This window comes from Billgrantia sp. NRB1 (genome assembly GCF_056921725.1).
On the sequence record NZ_CM167783.1, the window covers coordinates 2,898,517 to 2,913,300 of the forward strand.

Here is a 14,784-nt window from a genome sequence, read left to right on the forward strand (position 1 = left end):
GCAGCGCGTCAGTTAATGGAGGCGGCGCTGGGCGCGGGCTGCTCTTGCCAGCGCTGCCGAACCTGCAGGATCTCAGGAAGCGCGATCAGGAAGGCCTCCACCAGCGCCGGGTCGAAATGCTTGCCCGCCTGCTCCCGGATCAGCTGGGTCGCCTCCTCCACCGGCCAGGCCTTCTTGTAGGGGCGCTCGCTGGTGAGGGCATCGAAGACATCCGCAATGGCGACGATACGTGCCGCGAGGGGAATCTGCTCGCCGGCGAGCCCCTTGGGGTAGCCGCTGCCGTCCCACTTCTCGTGATGACAGAGCGCCACCTCCCGCGCCATCGCCATCAGGTCGGAGCCGTCCTCTCCGATGATCCGGGCTCCGATTTCGGCGTGGCGCTTCATGATCTTCCACTCCTCGGCGTCGAGCTTGCCCGGCTTCTGCAGGATGGCATCCGGGATGCCGATCTTGCCCACGTCGTGCATGGGAGAGGCGTTGAGCAGCGTATCGGACCAGGCGGCGCCCATGCCGCAGGCCAGGGCAATCAGGCGTGAATAGTGGCTCATGCGAATCACATGGAGCCCCGTCTCGTTATCCTTGTACTCCGACGCCCGCCCCAGCCGCTGAACCACTGCCAGCCGGGTCTCCACCAGCTCGTCCAGCTGCACTAGGGAGAGGTGGTTCCGCACCCTCGCGCGCACGATGGGGGCGCTGACCGGCTTGGTGATGTAATCCACCGCGCCGAGATCGAAGCCCCGGATTTCGTCCTCCACGTCGGAGAGCGCGGTCACGAAGATCACCGGGATGTGGCGGGTCTGGGGGTCCTGCTTGAGGGCCTGGCAGACCTCGTGGCCCGACAGGCCGGGCATCATGACATCCAGCAGGATCAGGTCCGGCCGCTCGGAGCGGGCGATCCGTCGTGCCCGCTCGCCATCCCGGGCGAAAAGCAAGCGGTAGTCGCTGGCGAGAATGTTCTGCAGGACCTGCAGGTTGGCAGGTTCATCGTCCACGAGCAGCAGCGTCCGGGTATCGGTCAGCATCGGCATCCTCAGCGGGGCGGTAGGAACTGGGTCAGGAGTCGGGCGGCTCTCTCCGGCTCGAAGTCGGCGAGCGCCTGCGTGGCCTCGCTCAGGGCCGGTTCAGGCAGAATCGTCTGGATCAGGGGTACGGCCTGGTCGGGCACTTCGCCGTGGTCGAGCTGCTCGATGAGCGCCTCGATGGCCTGCGGGCTCGGCGGCGGGCAATCGGGCGGCTCGCTCTGCGCCTCGTCCGGCTGACGGTCGAGCCACTGCTCGGCGGCCCTGAAGCGCTCGGCGAGCTGCTGCCACTCCAGGCCGCCGACGACGTCTCCCTGCTGAAGGGTAAGTTCAACAGTGGCCAGCGCGGCGGCCAGGTCGCGGAACCCCAGGTTGGCGGCGGTTCCCCGCAGACGGTGCGCCAGCGCCTGGGCGCAGGAGCGATCCCGCTCATGGTAGAGCTCCGTGGGCCGGCTGTCAGGCAGGGTCAGAAACCGTCGAGCGGCTTGCCGGTGAGCGGCCCTGTCCGGCCAGAGCTGCTCCACCACGGTGGCATCCACCACCCCCTCATCCTCCGGCGCCGCCCCCCGGGGCGCAATGACGTCCAGGCCCAGCTGGCGGGCGATCTCCGCGGTCAGCTCCGGGACGTTGATGGGCTTGGTGGCGAAACCGTCCATCCCGGCGCCCAGCGCATCGCGCCGGTCATCCTCCAGGACGCTGGCCGTCAGCGCAATCACCGGGGTGTGCGACAGCTCTTTCTCCGCCTCACGCCGGCGAATTTCCCGGGTGGCCTGGTGGCCGTTCATGGTCGGCATCTGGACATCCATCAGCACCACATCGAAGGTCTGCTCGGCGAAGCGGGCCACGGCCTCTTCCCCATTTTCGGCCGTGATCACCCGATGCTGGCGCTGCTCCAGGAGGGTCTTGAGCAGCACCAGGTTCTGGGAAACGTCATCCGCCACCAGCACCTTCAAGGGTGGCAGCGGCGTCTCCCTATCCGGTGTGTCGTCCATGACGACCGGCTGCCCGATCGCCAGGGGGAGGCTGACCTGGAAGCGGGTCCCCGCCCCGGGCGTGCTCTCCACGGTGATCCGCCCGCCCATCAGCTCCGTGAGCTGCCGGGCGATGGTCGTGCCAAGACCGGTGCCGCCGAAGCGCCGGGTCATGCTGGCATCAGCCTGGGCAAAGGGCTCGAAGATTGTGTCGATCCGGTCGGCAGGAATCCCGATCCCGGTATCCGCCACCTCCAGCGTAACGTCCCCGGCGTCGGCATGACGCACCCGCACCGTGACACCCCCGGCCTCCGTGAACTTGACCGCATTGCTGATCAGGTTGAGCACCACCTGCTGGATGCGCAGCGGGTCACCCCGGAAATACTCCGGCGCCTGATAATCCAGTTCGAGGTACAGCCCCTTGCGTTGCGCATTCAGCGACTGGGTAGCGACGACCTGCTCGCAGACGGCATGCAGGGAGAAATCCTTCTCTTCCAGCTGGGTATGCCCACCATCGAGCTTGGCCGTGTCCAGAATGTTATTGAGCAGGGCCAGCAGCGACCGGGCGGAGTTCCTGACGGTGCCCAGGTGCTTGGCCTGCACCGGCTCCAGCGGTGTCTCGAGAACCAGGTCGGTGAACCCGATGATGGCATTCATCGGGGTACGGATCTCATGGCTCATATTGGCCAGGAAGCTGCTCTTGGCTTCGGCCGCCTGCTCGGCGACCTCCTTGGCCCGACGCAGGTCGTTCTCCATGCGCACTCGCTCGGAGATATCGGTCACGAAGCCGACGAAGGTGCTGCGCCCGTCGACGCGCGCCTCCCCGATGGCCAAACGGACCGGGATCTGCTGGCCATCCTTGCGCACCGCCATCACCCGGCGGCCGGTGCCGATGATCTTTCGTTCACCGGTGCACAGGTAGTTGTCCAGATAGCTGTCGTGGGCACCGCGATGCGGTTCCGGCATCAGCATGCTGACGTTCTTGCCGAGCACCTCATGAGCCCGATAGCCCAGAATCCGCTCGGCGGACTGGTTGAAGGAGAGCAGGGTGCCACGCTCCGATATCTTGATGATGCCGTCGACGGCCGCATCCACCGTGGTCTGCAGCTCGCTGGCGACCTCCTGGCTGTGGCGATAGAGGCTGCGGTAGCGCGCAATGGCGTTGACGCTGGCGGCAAGCAGGCTGCAGGCCACGGCGATGAAGGCGATCGCCAGCGCCAGCACCGTGTGGCGCTGGCTTCCCGGCATGAAATCCGCTGCCGAGTCCCCGATGAAGCGCGCCGCCTCCATGGCGGTGTAGTGCATGCCGGCAATGGCCAGCCCCATGATGCCCGCGGCCAGCAGGCGCCGGCGGCTCCCTTTCAACCCGAACCGTTTCCTCAGCCCGAAATTGGCCCAGAGCGACAGGGTACCTAGCCCCACCGCCACCAGGATGGAGAGCGCAAAAAGCCCGGGGTCGTAGCGCAGCGCGGGGCCGATCTCCATGGCCGCCATGCCCAGATAGTGCATCGCGCCGATCCCCGAACCCACCGCCAGCCCCCCGGCCGCCAACCGCACCCGCGTCAGGTCATGGCGCGACAGCAGGCTGAGGGTGACCCAGGAGGCCAGCAGGCTGGGCAGTGCCGACAGGGCGGTGATTCCCGGGTGATAGTGCACGTGGGTCGGCATTTGAAACGCCAGCATGCCGATAAAGTGCATGGACCAGATGCCAAGCCCCAGCGAAGCCGACCCGCTCGCCAGATGCAGCCGCAGCATGAACGGCGAGCGACTGCGCCGAGCGGCAGCCGCCAGCGTCAAGGCCATGTAGGAGGCCCCGATGGCGATGGCCAGGGACAGCGCGACCAGCCAGAGATTGTACTGACCGGTGACGAGCTTCTCGGGCGCCGGGCCGAGTACGAAGAAATGATCCAGTGAGAGCAATGTCGAGACCTGTCAGCGTGAGTCAGCGGCAAATGGGAGGTGGCACCGAGGGTGACCAGGCGCGTTGTCTCCGTTATCGGCACGCAGCATGGCCAGCTTGAGCGGGGATACCTGCGATGGGGGTCGACACGACAGGCTGTTGCGGCTTTCGCGACATGGCTATACTCGGCTACCCCATGCCATGACCCGGGAGAATCAGGATGCCTCAATGCCATCTCGTTCGCCGCTGGCAGCGTGCTGCCAGCCTGCTGCTGGTCAGCCTGCTGCTGGGCGGCTGCGCCAGCCCCCACTACCTGCAGCTCGATCCCCGGCGCAGCGCCGAGGTGCCGGCCACCGGCAGTGGCCAGGCCGTCACCGTGATGGCGGTGGACCAGCGCGACGGCGAGGTGATCGGCACCCGCACCGGCAGCGCCATGTCCACCGCCACCATCAACGTCAGCGCCCATGAGCTGGTGCCCCGGCTGCAGGCCGAGGCGGAGCGCGCGGTGCGCGACATGGGCTTCTCGCCCACCACCGAGCCCGCCGAGGGACGGCCCAGCCTGACCCTGACCCTGATGCACCTGGGCTACGAGCGCGGCCAGAGCCGCCCGGTGATCGACGAAGCCCGCCTGGAAGCGGTCTTCGAGGCCAAGGCGGTCAACCGCGGCACCACCTACACCGGCACCTACACCTCGCGGCGCACCCAGACCTATGCGGTGCGCCCGGACCGCAACGCCAACACTCGCATGCTCAACGAGCTGCTCTCCAACGGGCTCGACCGGACCTTCCGCGACCCCGAACTGGGCCAGCTGCTGGCACGCTGAACTCGGTGGGCCGGGGCCTTCGTCGAAGCGTCGAACCGCCGGCGGAGCCGGCCTCCCACACTGCATGTCCTGCCAAGACGGAAGCGACAAAGTGGGAGGGAGCTTCAGCTCGCGAAGCAGCGCGCAGCGCTGCCGGTATTGGGCGCCTGCGGCGCCTTCGCTGGGCAGAGCCGGCCTCCCATACGGCGCCTTCGCCCGGCGGAGCCGGCCTCCCACAAAAGTCCATCCGGGCCGGCCATCCACCTAAACCTTGGGCCCTCGGCGCACCATGGCCCAGACGCTCTCACGAAAGCCGCTGCCGGGCTCCGGAGCGCCGTCCTCCAGGTGGGTGACCTGGAAGTTGGGCTCGAACAGCTCACGCACCTCCGCACCCGACACGCTGTAGGGTGGGCCGCCGGCATCCCCCGGCGCCCGCTCCAAGCTGATCAGCAGCCCCCGGGCGCCCGGGGGAATCAGCTGGGCTAGGTGGAAAGCGTAGCGCTGGCGAGTGGCCGCCGGCAGGGCGATCAGGGCGGCCCGGTCGTAGAAGGCGCCGATCTCGGCGGCCTGCTCGATATGGAAGTGGAAGAAGTCGCCGCACCAGAGCTCGACGCTGCCCTGGCGACAGATATCGAAAGGCGCCTGACGATAGCGCGAGATCTCGCCGACCCCCTCGGCGACGAACTGCTCGATGGCCTCGGACGCCAGCTCGATGCCCAGCACCGGATGGTCATGCTGCGCCAGCCAGCGCATGTCCAGGCTCTTGCCGCACAGCGGCACCAGCACCTTGGTGCCGGGCCTGGCACCCAGCAGGGGCCAGTGGCGGATCAGCGCCGGATGGGTCTCATCGCGGTGAAAGCCGATGCGCCCCTCGCGCCAGCGGTCGAGCCACTCCTTCGCCATATGGCCTCCGTCAGAACCAGCGGTCGTTTCTGCGCTTCTTGCGGGGCAGGTGCGGCACGATCAGTCCCACCAGCAGGCCCGCACCGGCCACCCCACCGCCGTACATGAAATAGCGCATCAGCAGGTCCTCCTCCTGGGTGTCCAGGCGCGCCTGCAGCTGGCGGATGGTCTGGCGGGACTGCTCGGCCTCACCGTCGAGCTCGCGATTGCGGGCCTCGAGCTCGCCGATGCGCTGCTCACGCACTTCGAGGGTCTCGGTCATCGTCGCCACCCGGTTCTCCCAGGTCTCGTTGATGCTGCCCAGCTCCGCCTCGAGCTCTGCCACCTGAGCTTCCAGCTCGGGCAACTGGACCCGCGCGCTGGGGGCGTCCTGGAGTTCGTTGCTCTGCACCCAGACGGTGTTGCCCTCACCGTTTTCTACCCGGCTGTAGTCGCCGCTGGTCTCCAGCACCTGGACCGGCTCGCCAGCGGTCAGGGTGCCGATGATACGGTAGCCGTCGGTGGGGCCGCTGCGCACCCAGGTGGTCAGCTCGTCGGAAACCCAGTGGGTGGCGCCGTCGTCGGTCTGGGCGTGAAGCGGCAGGGCCGCCAGCCCCAGGGTCACACCCACCAGAAGGGTCTTGAATCTGTACATCATCATGCCGTAGTCCTGACTATCGAAGGCTCACATGCGGCGTCATTGCTGCCGCGACCCGTATGCCGTCGCAGAACCTCCCGTTCCGGCAACGACCGATGAGACTGTTATCTCTCGTGCTGATCGTTTTCCACAGCTTCTGTGGACAACTATCGGGACAACCGCTGGAAAGGCGCCCAAGGCCGCGACGGGGGCGGCCACGGCGACGGCTGATCATTCGCTGACCAGCGCCCTGCTGTCTCGGCGTCCGATGCAAGCCGCCAAGGGTACCACAGTCGTGGGACGACAACGCGCCTGAGCTGGCCCCGCCGCGGGGCCTTCCGTATAATACGACCACCTTCGAGAACGGCTTTCGGCCGCACTCCCGCGACACTCCACTCACCGGTGACGCTTGCGTCGGGCAACCGACCAGACTCTATTCTTATGGCGAAGAAACTCTTCATCAAGACTCACGGCTGCCAGATGAACGAGTACGACTCCGCGCGCATGGCGGACCTGCTCGGCGAATCCCATCAGCTGGAGCTGACCGACGACGAAGGCGATGCCGACGTCATACTGCTCAACACCTGCTCGATCCGCGAGAAGGCTCAGGAGAAGGTGTTCCACCAGCTCGGCCGCTGGAAGAAGCTCAAGGAGGCCAACCCCGACCTGGTGATCGGCGTGGGCGGCTGCGTGGCCAGCCAGGAGGGCGAGGCGCTGCGCAAGCGGGCGCCTCATGTGGACATGGTGTTCGGCCCCCAGACCCTGCACCGGGTGCCCTCGATGCTCGACGCCCGCCAGCAGAACCAGATCTCGGTGGTGGACGTCACCTTCCCGGAGATCGAGAAATTCGACCACCTGCCCCAGCCCAGCTCCGACGGCGCCACCGCTTTCGTCTCGGTAATGGAGGGCTGCTCCAAGTACTGCACCTTCTGCGTGGTGCCCTACACCCGTGGCGAAGAGGTCTCGCGGCCCTTCGAGGCGGTCATGGACGAGGTGATCCACCTGGCCGATCAGGGGGTGCGGGAGATCAACCTGCTGGGCCAGAACGTCAACGCCTATCGCGGCGAGAATCAGCTCGGTGACGAGATCGACCTGGCCGAACTGATCGCCTGCGTGGCGGCGGTGGAGGGGATCGACCGCATCCGCTTCACCACCTCCCACCCGGTGGAGTTCTCCGACAGCCTGATCGAGGCCTACGGCGAGATTCCCGAGCTGGTCAGCCACCTGCACCTGCCGGTGCAGGCCGGCTCCGACCGCATCCTCGCCGCCATGAAGCGTGGCCACACCGCCGAGGAGTACGTCGAGAAGCTGGAGCGTATCCGCGCGCTGCGCCCGGATATCAGCTTCTCATCAGACTTCATCATCGGCTTCCCCGGCGAGACGGAAGCGGACTTCGAAGCGACCATGGACTTGATCGGTCGCATCGGCTTCGACCACTCCTTCAGCTTCGTCTACTCGGCGCGCCCCGGCACCCCGGCGGCTTCGCTGGACGATGACACGCCGGAAGCCACCAAGAAGCAGCGCCTGGCGATCCTTCAGGAGCGCATCAACCAGCAGGCGATGCAGATCAGCCGGCGCATGGTGGGCACCACCCAGCGCATCCTGGTCAGCGGCTTCTCGCCCAAGGACCCGGGCCAGCTCTCCGGACGCACCGAGAACAACCGGGTGGTCAACTTCCGCGCCGCCAACCCGGTGGAGCTGATCGGCTATTTCGTCGACGTGGAGATCACCGAGGCGCTGCCCAACTCGCTGCGCGGCGAGCTGGCCTCGCCCGAGATCTACTGAAACAGCCGGAGAGCACCACCCGGGGCTGATCCGGGGGCAAGCCTGCGGAGGAGGCGCTGTAAACCCATCCCTGGGCGCTACCGACGCCATCCCTGGCGTAGGACCTCCTCTTCGGCTTGCCCCCGGCGCCCCTCACCCCAGTGCCATTATTGCCCCGGCGACCGCCGGGGCAGTAAGCTGAGCCTACATTCATCCTTTACGGACCGCCCTGTCTTGAGCCAACCTGCCTCTCAGGCCAACCGCATCATCACCCTGAGCCTTGAACCCAACGATCCCCATCGCCTGGCCAATCTCTGCGGCCAGCGCGACGAGCACCTCAAGCTGGTCGAGTCACGGCTCGGGGTCACCCTGCGCAACCGCGGCAACGTCTTCCAACTGGCCGGCCCCGGCCCGCGGGTCAAGGCTGCCGCCAACGTGCTCGAACACCTCTACCGCGAGGCCGAGGCCAGCGACCTCTCGCCGGACACCGTCCACCTGTTCCTGCAGGAGTCGGGCCGCGAGGCCCTGGACGAAGAGGAAGGCATCGAGGACGACGAGGTGCTGCTGCGCACCCCCAAGGTGCTGATCAAGCCCCGCGGCGCCAACCAGCAGGGCTACGTGCAGAGCATCCGCGCCCACGACATCAACTTCGGCATCGGCCCGGCCGGCACCGGCAAGACCTACCTGGCCGTGGCCGCCGCGGTAGAAGCGCTCAACCAGCAGGAGGTGCGCCGCATCCTGCTGGTGCGCCCCGCCGTGGAGGCCGGCGAGAAGCTCGGCTTTCTGCCCGGCGACCTGGCCCAGAAGATCGACCCCTACCTGCGCCCGCTCTACGACGCGCTCTACGAGATGCTCGGCTTCGAGCAGGTGGGCAAGCTGATCGAACGCCAGGTGATCGAGATCGCCCCCCTGGCCTATATGCGCGGGCGCACCCTGAACAACGCCTTTATCATCCTCGACGAGAGCCAGAACACCACCCGCGAGCAGATGAAGATGTTCCTGACCCGCATCGGCTTCGGCTCCACCGCGGTGATCACCGGCGATGTCACCCAGGTCGACCTGCCCCGGGGCCAGAGCTCGGGGCTGATCCAGGTGCTCGAGGTGCTCAAGGACACGCCGGGGATCGGCGTCACCCACTTCGCCGCCAAGGACGTGGTGCGACATCCCCTGGTGCAGCGCATTATCGAGGCCTACGAGAGCTTCGAGGCCGACCAGGAGGTCGAGGAGCGGGCCCGCCGCGAGGCCCGCGAGCGTGAGCGGGAAGAGCGCCGGGAAGAGCGGCGCGATGAACGCCGCCGCGGCACCGCCCAGGACGACGACGCCAGATGAGCGCGCCCCCCACCATCGACCGACAGGTGGCCCTGGCCACCGCCGAAGACGCGCTGCCGACCCCGGCGGCGCTGGCGGCCTGGGTCGGCGCCGTGCTGGCGCGCCACCCGGACGAGGAGCGCCACGAGGTCACGGTGCGCTTCGTCGACGCCGACGAGAGCCGCACCCTGAATCGCGACTACCGCGGCCGCGACAAGCCCACCAACGTGCTCTCCTTCCCCTTCGACAGCCCGCCGGGCCTCTCACTGCCGCTGCTCGGCGACCTGGTGATCTGCCATCCGGTGGTGGTGGAGGAAGCGCGAGCACAGGACAAGCGCCTGGAAGACCACTACGCTCATCTGGTGGTGCATGGCACCCTGCACCTGCTGGGCCATGACCACCTGGAGGATGACGAGGCCGAGGCCATGGAGCAGCTGGAGCGCGAGATTCTGGCCGGCTTCGGCATCGCCGATCCCTATGCGGCGCCCGACCCCGTGGGCGGCGAGCGACACATCGATACCGAGGACATGAGACGCGACCCATGAGCGAAGACCGAACGACCGGCCAGGCCGGGAAGTCCTGGCTGGACAAGCTGCTCGGCGCCCTCTCCGGGGACAGCGACGAACCCAGCTCGCGGGCCGAACTGATGGAGTTTCTGCGCCAGGCCGGCTCCCGGCTCAAGCTGGAAGAGGACGCCATGATGATCATCGAGGGCGCCCTGCAGATCAGCGATCAGCAGGTGCGCGAGGTGTTGATTCCCCGCTCCCAGGTGGCCGCTATCGCCGTCGACCAGCCCCCCGAAGAGTACCTGACGCTGATCTTCGAGACCGGCCACTCCCGCTACCCGGTGATCGGCGAGAATCTCGACGAGGTCAAGGGGCTGCTGCTGGTCAAGGACCTGCTCAAGCTGCTGCCCTGCACCAGCGAGGAGCGCGAGCGCTTCCGGCTCGAGGACGTGCTGCGCCCGGCGATGTTCGTGCCCGAGTCGAAGCGGCTCAACAGCCTGCTCAAGGAGTTTCGCGACACCCACAACCACATGGCGGTGGTGGTCGACGAGTACGGCGGCACGGCGGGCATCGTCACCATCGAGGATATCCTCGAGCAGATCGTCGGCGACATCGAGGACGAGCACGACACCGACGAGGATGACGATATCCGCGAGCTGGGCGACGGCCGCTACGCCATTCGCGCCCTCACGCCCATCGAAGACTTCAACGAGCGCTTCGGCACCCGCTTCCCGGATGACGAGTTCGATACCGTCGGCGGCCTGGTGATGCAGCGCTTCGGTCACCTGCCCGGGCGCGGCGAATTCGCCGATCTGGGCAGCTGGCGCTTCACCGTGCTCAACGCCGACAACCGCCGCATTCGCCTGCTGGAGGCGAGCCCCTGCGACGAGCTCAACCAGGACGAGTGATCGACCGCCAGACCAGGGACGACCCATGAACGAACTGCGCTTCTCTCCCCGCCTGGGCTACCTGGCGGCGCTGGCCGCCGGGGTGCTCACCACCCTGACCGCCTCCCCCTTCGAGCTGTGGTGGCTGGGCCCGGTAGCCGCCGGCCTGGTCTATCTGGGCATCCACGCCCTGACGCCCGGTCAGGCCGCGCTGCGCGGCTGGTGCTACGGCGTCGGACTGTTCGGCTCGGGGGCCTCCTGGGTGTACGTCTCCATCCATGACTACGGCTACACCGGCGTGCCCCTGGCGCTGTTTCTCACCGGGCTGTTCGTGGCCAGCATGGCGCTCTATTTCGCCGCCACCCTGTGGCTCTATCGCCGCCTGTGCGGGCCTCGCCTGGCATTTCTCAGCTTCGCTGGCGCCTGGGTGCTCGGCGAATGGCTACGTACCTGGCTGTTCACCGGCTTCCCCTGGCTGCTGCTGGGCGCTTCCCACGTGGACTCGCCGCTGGCCCCCTGGGCGCCCATCGGCGGCGTCTATGCCCTGTCGTTGATCACCGTGCTCTCGGGCACCCTGGCGGTGGAGTTCCTGCGTCGACGCTGGTGGGCCGCCGCGCCGTTGGCGGCGCTGTGGCTCGCCCCCCTGGCGCTGCCGACCCAGTGGACCGAACCCACCGGGGAGCCGCTAAAGGTGGCGCTGCTACAGGGCAACCTCGACCAGTTGATCAAGTGGACCCCCGAGGGGCAGCGCATCGCCGCCAACACCTATCTGCGCCTGACCCAGGAGCAGGAGGACGACGTCGACCTGATCGTCTGGCCGGAGGCGGCGCTGCCGATGTTCGAACAGGAAGCCGCACCGATCCTCGAACGCGCCCAGACCCACCTGGCCCCGGGCACCGCCCTGCTGACCGGCATCCTGCAGCGCGACGGCGACGGGCTCTACTACAACAGCGTGATCGGCCTGGGCAACGCCGAGGGACAGTACCGCAAGGAGCATCTGGTACCTTTCGGCGAATTCCTGCCGCTGGAGAGCCTGCTGCGCGGCACCATCGCCTTCTTCGACCTGCCAATGCCGGCCATGACCCGCGGACCCGCCGGGCAGCCGCCGCTGCAGGCCGCCGGCACGGTGATCGGCAACGCCATCTGCTACGAGATCATCTACGCCGACCTGGTGGCCGAGCGCACCCGGGATGCCGAGCTGCTGCTGACGGTCTCCAACGACACCTGGTTCGGCGAGTCCATCGGCCCACTGCAGCACCTGCAGATGGCACGGCTGCGCGCCCTGGAGAACGGCCGCTACGTGGTGCGCGCCACCAGCAACGGCGTCACCGCGATCATCGACCCCCAGGGCCGGGTCACCGCCCGCGCGCCCCAGTTCGAGACCGTCGCCCTGACCGGCGAGGCCACCCCCATGCAGGGGCTGACGCCCTTCACCCGCACCGGCAGCTGGCCGGTGTGGCTGCTGGCCGCCCTGCTGGTCGCCCCGGGGCTACGGCTCCGCAACGTAAGCCGTAAGCCGTAAGCCGTAAGCCGTAAGCCGTAAGCCAGATAGTTAGCAAGACACTGGGCGCTACCCCTTACAGCTCATAGCTTACAGCTTCAAGCTCCCGGCGAAGCCGGGGGTTCGCCCAGCACCTCGGGGATGGTCATCTTGACGTAGCGGCCCGGGGCCTCCTCCAGCAGCGGCAGTTCGCCGTCGCCGGGCTGACGGGCGGGTACCCGCTTGTCCGGGTCGGCATAGCCGCCGTCGACCATCCACTGCTGCCAGTGCGGCCACCAGGAGCCTTCGTGCTGCTCGGCGCCGGCCAGCCACTGCTCATGGTCGTCTGGCAGCTCGGGGTTGGTCCAGAAGCCGTACTTGTTCTTGTGGGGCGGGTTGACGACGCCGGCGATGTGGCCGGAGCCCCCCAGCACGAAGGTGACCGGCCCCTTGGGCAACAGCGCCCCGTAGTAAGCGCTGTTCCACTTGGCGATGTGGTCGTCGCGGGTGGAGATGAAATAGCTCGGCGTCGAGACCTTGCGCAGGTCGATCTTGACCCCGTCCAGCTCGATACCGCCCGGCTGCACCAGGCGGTTCTCCAGATACATGTGGCGCAGGTACCACCCGTGGGTGCCCGCCGGCAGGTTGGTGCCGTCGGTGTTCCAGTAGAGCAGATCGAAGGGAGCCGGCCGATCGCCCTTGAGGTAGTTGCTGATATAGAAGGACCAGAACAGGTCGTTCTCGCGCAGCAGGTTGAAGGTGAAGGCCATGGAGCGGCCGTCCAGGTAGCCCTGCTCCTCCAGCTTGGCCTCGATGCCCTGCAGCACCGGCTCGTGGAGGAACACCCCCAGCTCGCCGGGGTCGCGGAAGTCCACCAGGGTAGTCATGTAGGTAGCCGACTTGACCTTGCGGCCCCGACGGGTGCTGGTCAGGTAAGCCACGGTGGAGGCCGCCAGGGTGCCGCCGATGCAGTAGCTGAGCAGGTTGACCGACTTCTCGCCGGTGGCCTGCTCGATGGCGCTCATGGCGTCTATGGGACCCATCTGCATGTAGTCGGCCCAGGTCAGGTCGCGCTGCTCGGGGCCCGGGTTGCGCCAGGAGATCAGGAAGACGGTATGGCCCTGATCCACCAGCCACTTGACCAGGGAATTGTCCTGGCGAAGGTCGAGGATGTAGTACTTGTTGATCCAGGGCGGCACGACCAGCAGCGGCGTCTTGAAGACCGTCTCGGTGGTGGGCGTGTACTGGATCAGCTGGATCAGCTCGTTCTCGTAGACCACATGGCCCGGCGTGACAGCGATGTTCTCGCCAATCTCGAAGGCGCTGCGATCGGTCATGGTCACGCTGAGTCCGCCGGCGGAGTTGGCCAGGTCTTCGCGCAGCTTGGCCAGGCCATCGACCAGGTTCTGCCCGCGAGTCTCCAGGGTCAGGCGCATCACTTCGGGATTGGTGGCGACGAAGTTGGTCGGTGCCATGGCGTTGACCACCTGGCGAGCGTAGAAGGCCAGGTTGCCCTTCTGCTGCTCCGGCAGGCCGTCCAGCTGCTCGATCAGTTCATCGACCATGCGCGAGAACAACAGGTACTGCTGCATGATCGCCTGGTAGTAGGGATCCTGGGTCCAGGCGTCGTCCTTGAAGCGGCGGTCGCCGCGCTCCGGGATCACCAGCGGGGTCGCCGGCTGGCCGGTGAGCGCCTGCAGGCCGTTTTGCCAAAGCTGCCACTGATCCTGGAGCAGCCGGGCCTGGGTCTGCCACAGCAGCTGCGGGTCACGCATCAGCGACTCGGCGCCGGCCCGGAAGGCCTCCCGAACGTCGGTCTGGATGGTATCGGCGGCCTCATCGGGGGCCATCCGTTCCAGCAGATCCTGCATCAAGGCCTGGTACTGCTGACCGATTTCCTGCAACTGCGCATTCCACTCTTCAAGTTCGGCCTGAGACGGACCTTCCAAACCTGGCTGCATTGACCCCTCCTGATCATCGACAACGGCGCAACATCAACGACACGAATGCCCCAAACAATACGAAGTTCCCGTTGCACCCGATCGCGGGGCCCGGGAAGCAAGATACCTTACGGCGGCCAGGCATGGCGCCACCTCAGGCCTTGTCCAACACGTCGCTGCGAGCCGGACAGCGCTCGGCTGGCGATCACGCCGAGCCGAGCACTCACCCATCACTTTCAACTCTTGCGCGAGGCCTGGCTGCTGGCCTTGGCCGGCGCGTCCGCCTTTTTGGCGGCTCCTTCAGCGCCCGGCTTGGCGGTCCCCCCGGCCTGCTTGGCCTGGTCGGCCATCTGCTGGCCGGTTTCGCTGAACAGCTTCTCGAGCTCCGCCTTGAACTCCATGCTCATCTCGGAGAGGGCCTTGGCGTCTTCCATCATCTGCTGGGAAAGCTCGTTCATCATTTCGGCCTGCTGGGCGCCGAAATCCCGCAGCCCCTCGGGGTCGCTGACCTCGGTGGCGCTGCGCATGCGCTCGGTGCCCATCTGGCTGTAGCGCTTCATGGCCTCGAGCTGATACTCGGTCATCTTTTCCATGTTGCCCAGCATAAGCGAGTTGAGCTTGCGCATGGGCTCGAAGAACTGACGCGTTTGCTCGTTGAACTGCTCGGTCATCTTGTCCGACATGGTGA

Annotated in this window: 12 protein-coding genes; 6 read left to right on the forward strand and 6 right to left on the reverse strand. The window is 67.1% G+C overall.

What is annotated here, in order from left to right; genetic code table 11:
• Window positions 1-8: 8 nt before the first annotated feature.
• Together ACZIYR_RS13170 and ACZIYR_RS13175 are read right to left on the reverse strand one after the other, a co-directional pair.
• Window positions 9-1,022: a response regulator gene (locus ACZIYR_RS13170; protein ID WP_473034185.1), complete on the reverse strand. Its 1,014-nt coding sequence runs from the start codon at window positions 1,020-1,022 to the stop codon at window positions 9-11.
• Between the two features lie 8 nt (window positions 1,023-1,030).
• Entirely contained in the window at window positions 1,031-3,910 is a 2,880-nt protein-coding gene (locus ACZIYR_RS13175; RefSeq protein WP_483526991.1) for an MHYT domain-containing protein, read from the reverse strand.
• 200 nt (window positions 3,911-4,110) lie between these two features.
• Here ACZIYR_RS13175 and ACZIYR_RS13180 point away from each other — a divergent pair, with 200 nt between their 5' ends.
• Window positions 4,111-4,713 (forward strand): YajG family lipoprotein, encoded by a 603-nt coding sequence (locus ACZIYR_RS13180; RefSeq protein ID WP_483526992.1) that lies wholly within the window; start codon window positions 4,111-4,113, stop codon window positions 4,711-4,713.
• Window positions 4,714-4,956: 243 nt separating this feature from the next.
• Here the strand turns inward: ACZIYR_RS13180 and ACZIYR_RS13185 are convergent, their stop codons facing one another.
• Window positions 4,957-5,595, reverse strand: a complete 639-nt coding sequence (locus ACZIYR_RS13185; protein ID WP_473034192.1) for a thiopurine S-methyltransferase — start codon at window positions 5,593-5,595, stop codon at window positions 4,957-4,959.
• A gap of 10 nt (window positions 5,596-5,605) precedes the next feature.
• A complete protein-coding gene (locus ACZIYR_RS13190; RefSeq protein ID WP_473035054.1) occupies window positions 5,606-6,232 on the reverse strand; it encodes a TIGR04211 family SH3 domain-containing protein in 627 nt (208 codons plus the stop codon).
• Window positions 6,233-6,652: 420 nt separating this feature from the next.
• On the opposite strand from ACZIYR_RS13190, the gene miaB reads away from it, so the two are divergent.
• From miaB to lnt, 5 genes are all read left to right on the forward strand, one after another.
• On the forward strand, window positions 6,653-7,996 hold the full coding sequence (gene miaB, locus ACZIYR_RS13195) for a tRNA (N6-isopentenyl adenosine(37)-C2)-methylthiotransferase MiaB (RefSeq protein ID WP_473034194.1): 1,344 nt from the start codon (window positions 6,653-6,655) through the stop codon (window positions 7,994-7,996).
• A 213-nt stretch (window positions 7,997-8,209) separates the two neighbouring features.
• Entirely contained in the window at window positions 8,210-9,304 is a 1,095-nt protein-coding gene (locus tag ACZIYR_RS13200) for a PhoH family protein (RefSeq protein WP_483526993.1), read from the forward strand.
• Window positions 9,301-9,828, forward strand: coding sequence for an rRNA maturation RNase YbeY (gene ybeY, locus ACZIYR_RS13205; protein WP_483526994.1), 528 nt, complete (start codon window positions 9,301-9,303; stop codon window positions 9,826-9,828). Before ACZIYR_RS13200 ends, ybeY begins: the two co-directional genes overlap by 4 nt.
• Window positions 9,825-10,697, forward strand: coding sequence for an HlyC/CorC family transporter (locus ACZIYR_RS13210; protein WP_473034198.1), 873 nt, complete (start codon window positions 9,825-9,827; stop codon window positions 10,695-10,697). Before ybeY ends, ACZIYR_RS13210 begins: the two co-directional genes overlap by 4 nt.
• 25 nt (window positions 10,698-10,722) lie before the next feature.
• On the forward strand, window positions 10,723-12,198 hold the full coding sequence (lnt, locus tag ACZIYR_RS13215) for an apolipoprotein N-acyltransferase (protein ID WP_483526995.1): 1,476 nt from the start codon (window positions 10,723-10,725) through the stop codon (window positions 12,196-12,198).
• Between the two features lie 77 nt (window positions 12,199-12,275).
• On the opposite strand, the gene phaC is transcribed toward lnt, so the two are convergent.
• Together phaC and ACZIYR_RS13225 are read right to left on the reverse strand one after the other, a co-directional pair.
• The gene (phaC, locus tag ACZIYR_RS13220) at window positions 12,276-14,117 is read right to left on the reverse strand and encodes a class I poly(R)-hydroxyalkanoic acid synthase (RefSeq protein ID WP_483526996.1); all 1,842 of its coding nucleotides are present in this window, start codon (window positions 14,115-14,117) and stop codon (window positions 12,276-12,278) included.
• A 215-nt stretch (window positions 14,118-14,332) separates the two neighbouring features.
• On the reverse strand, window positions 14,333-14,779 hold the full coding sequence (locus ACZIYR_RS13225) for a phasin family protein (protein WP_483526997.1): 447 nt from the start codon (window positions 14,777-14,779) through the stop codon (window positions 14,333-14,335).
• Window positions 14,780-14,784: the final 5 nt, after the last annotated feature.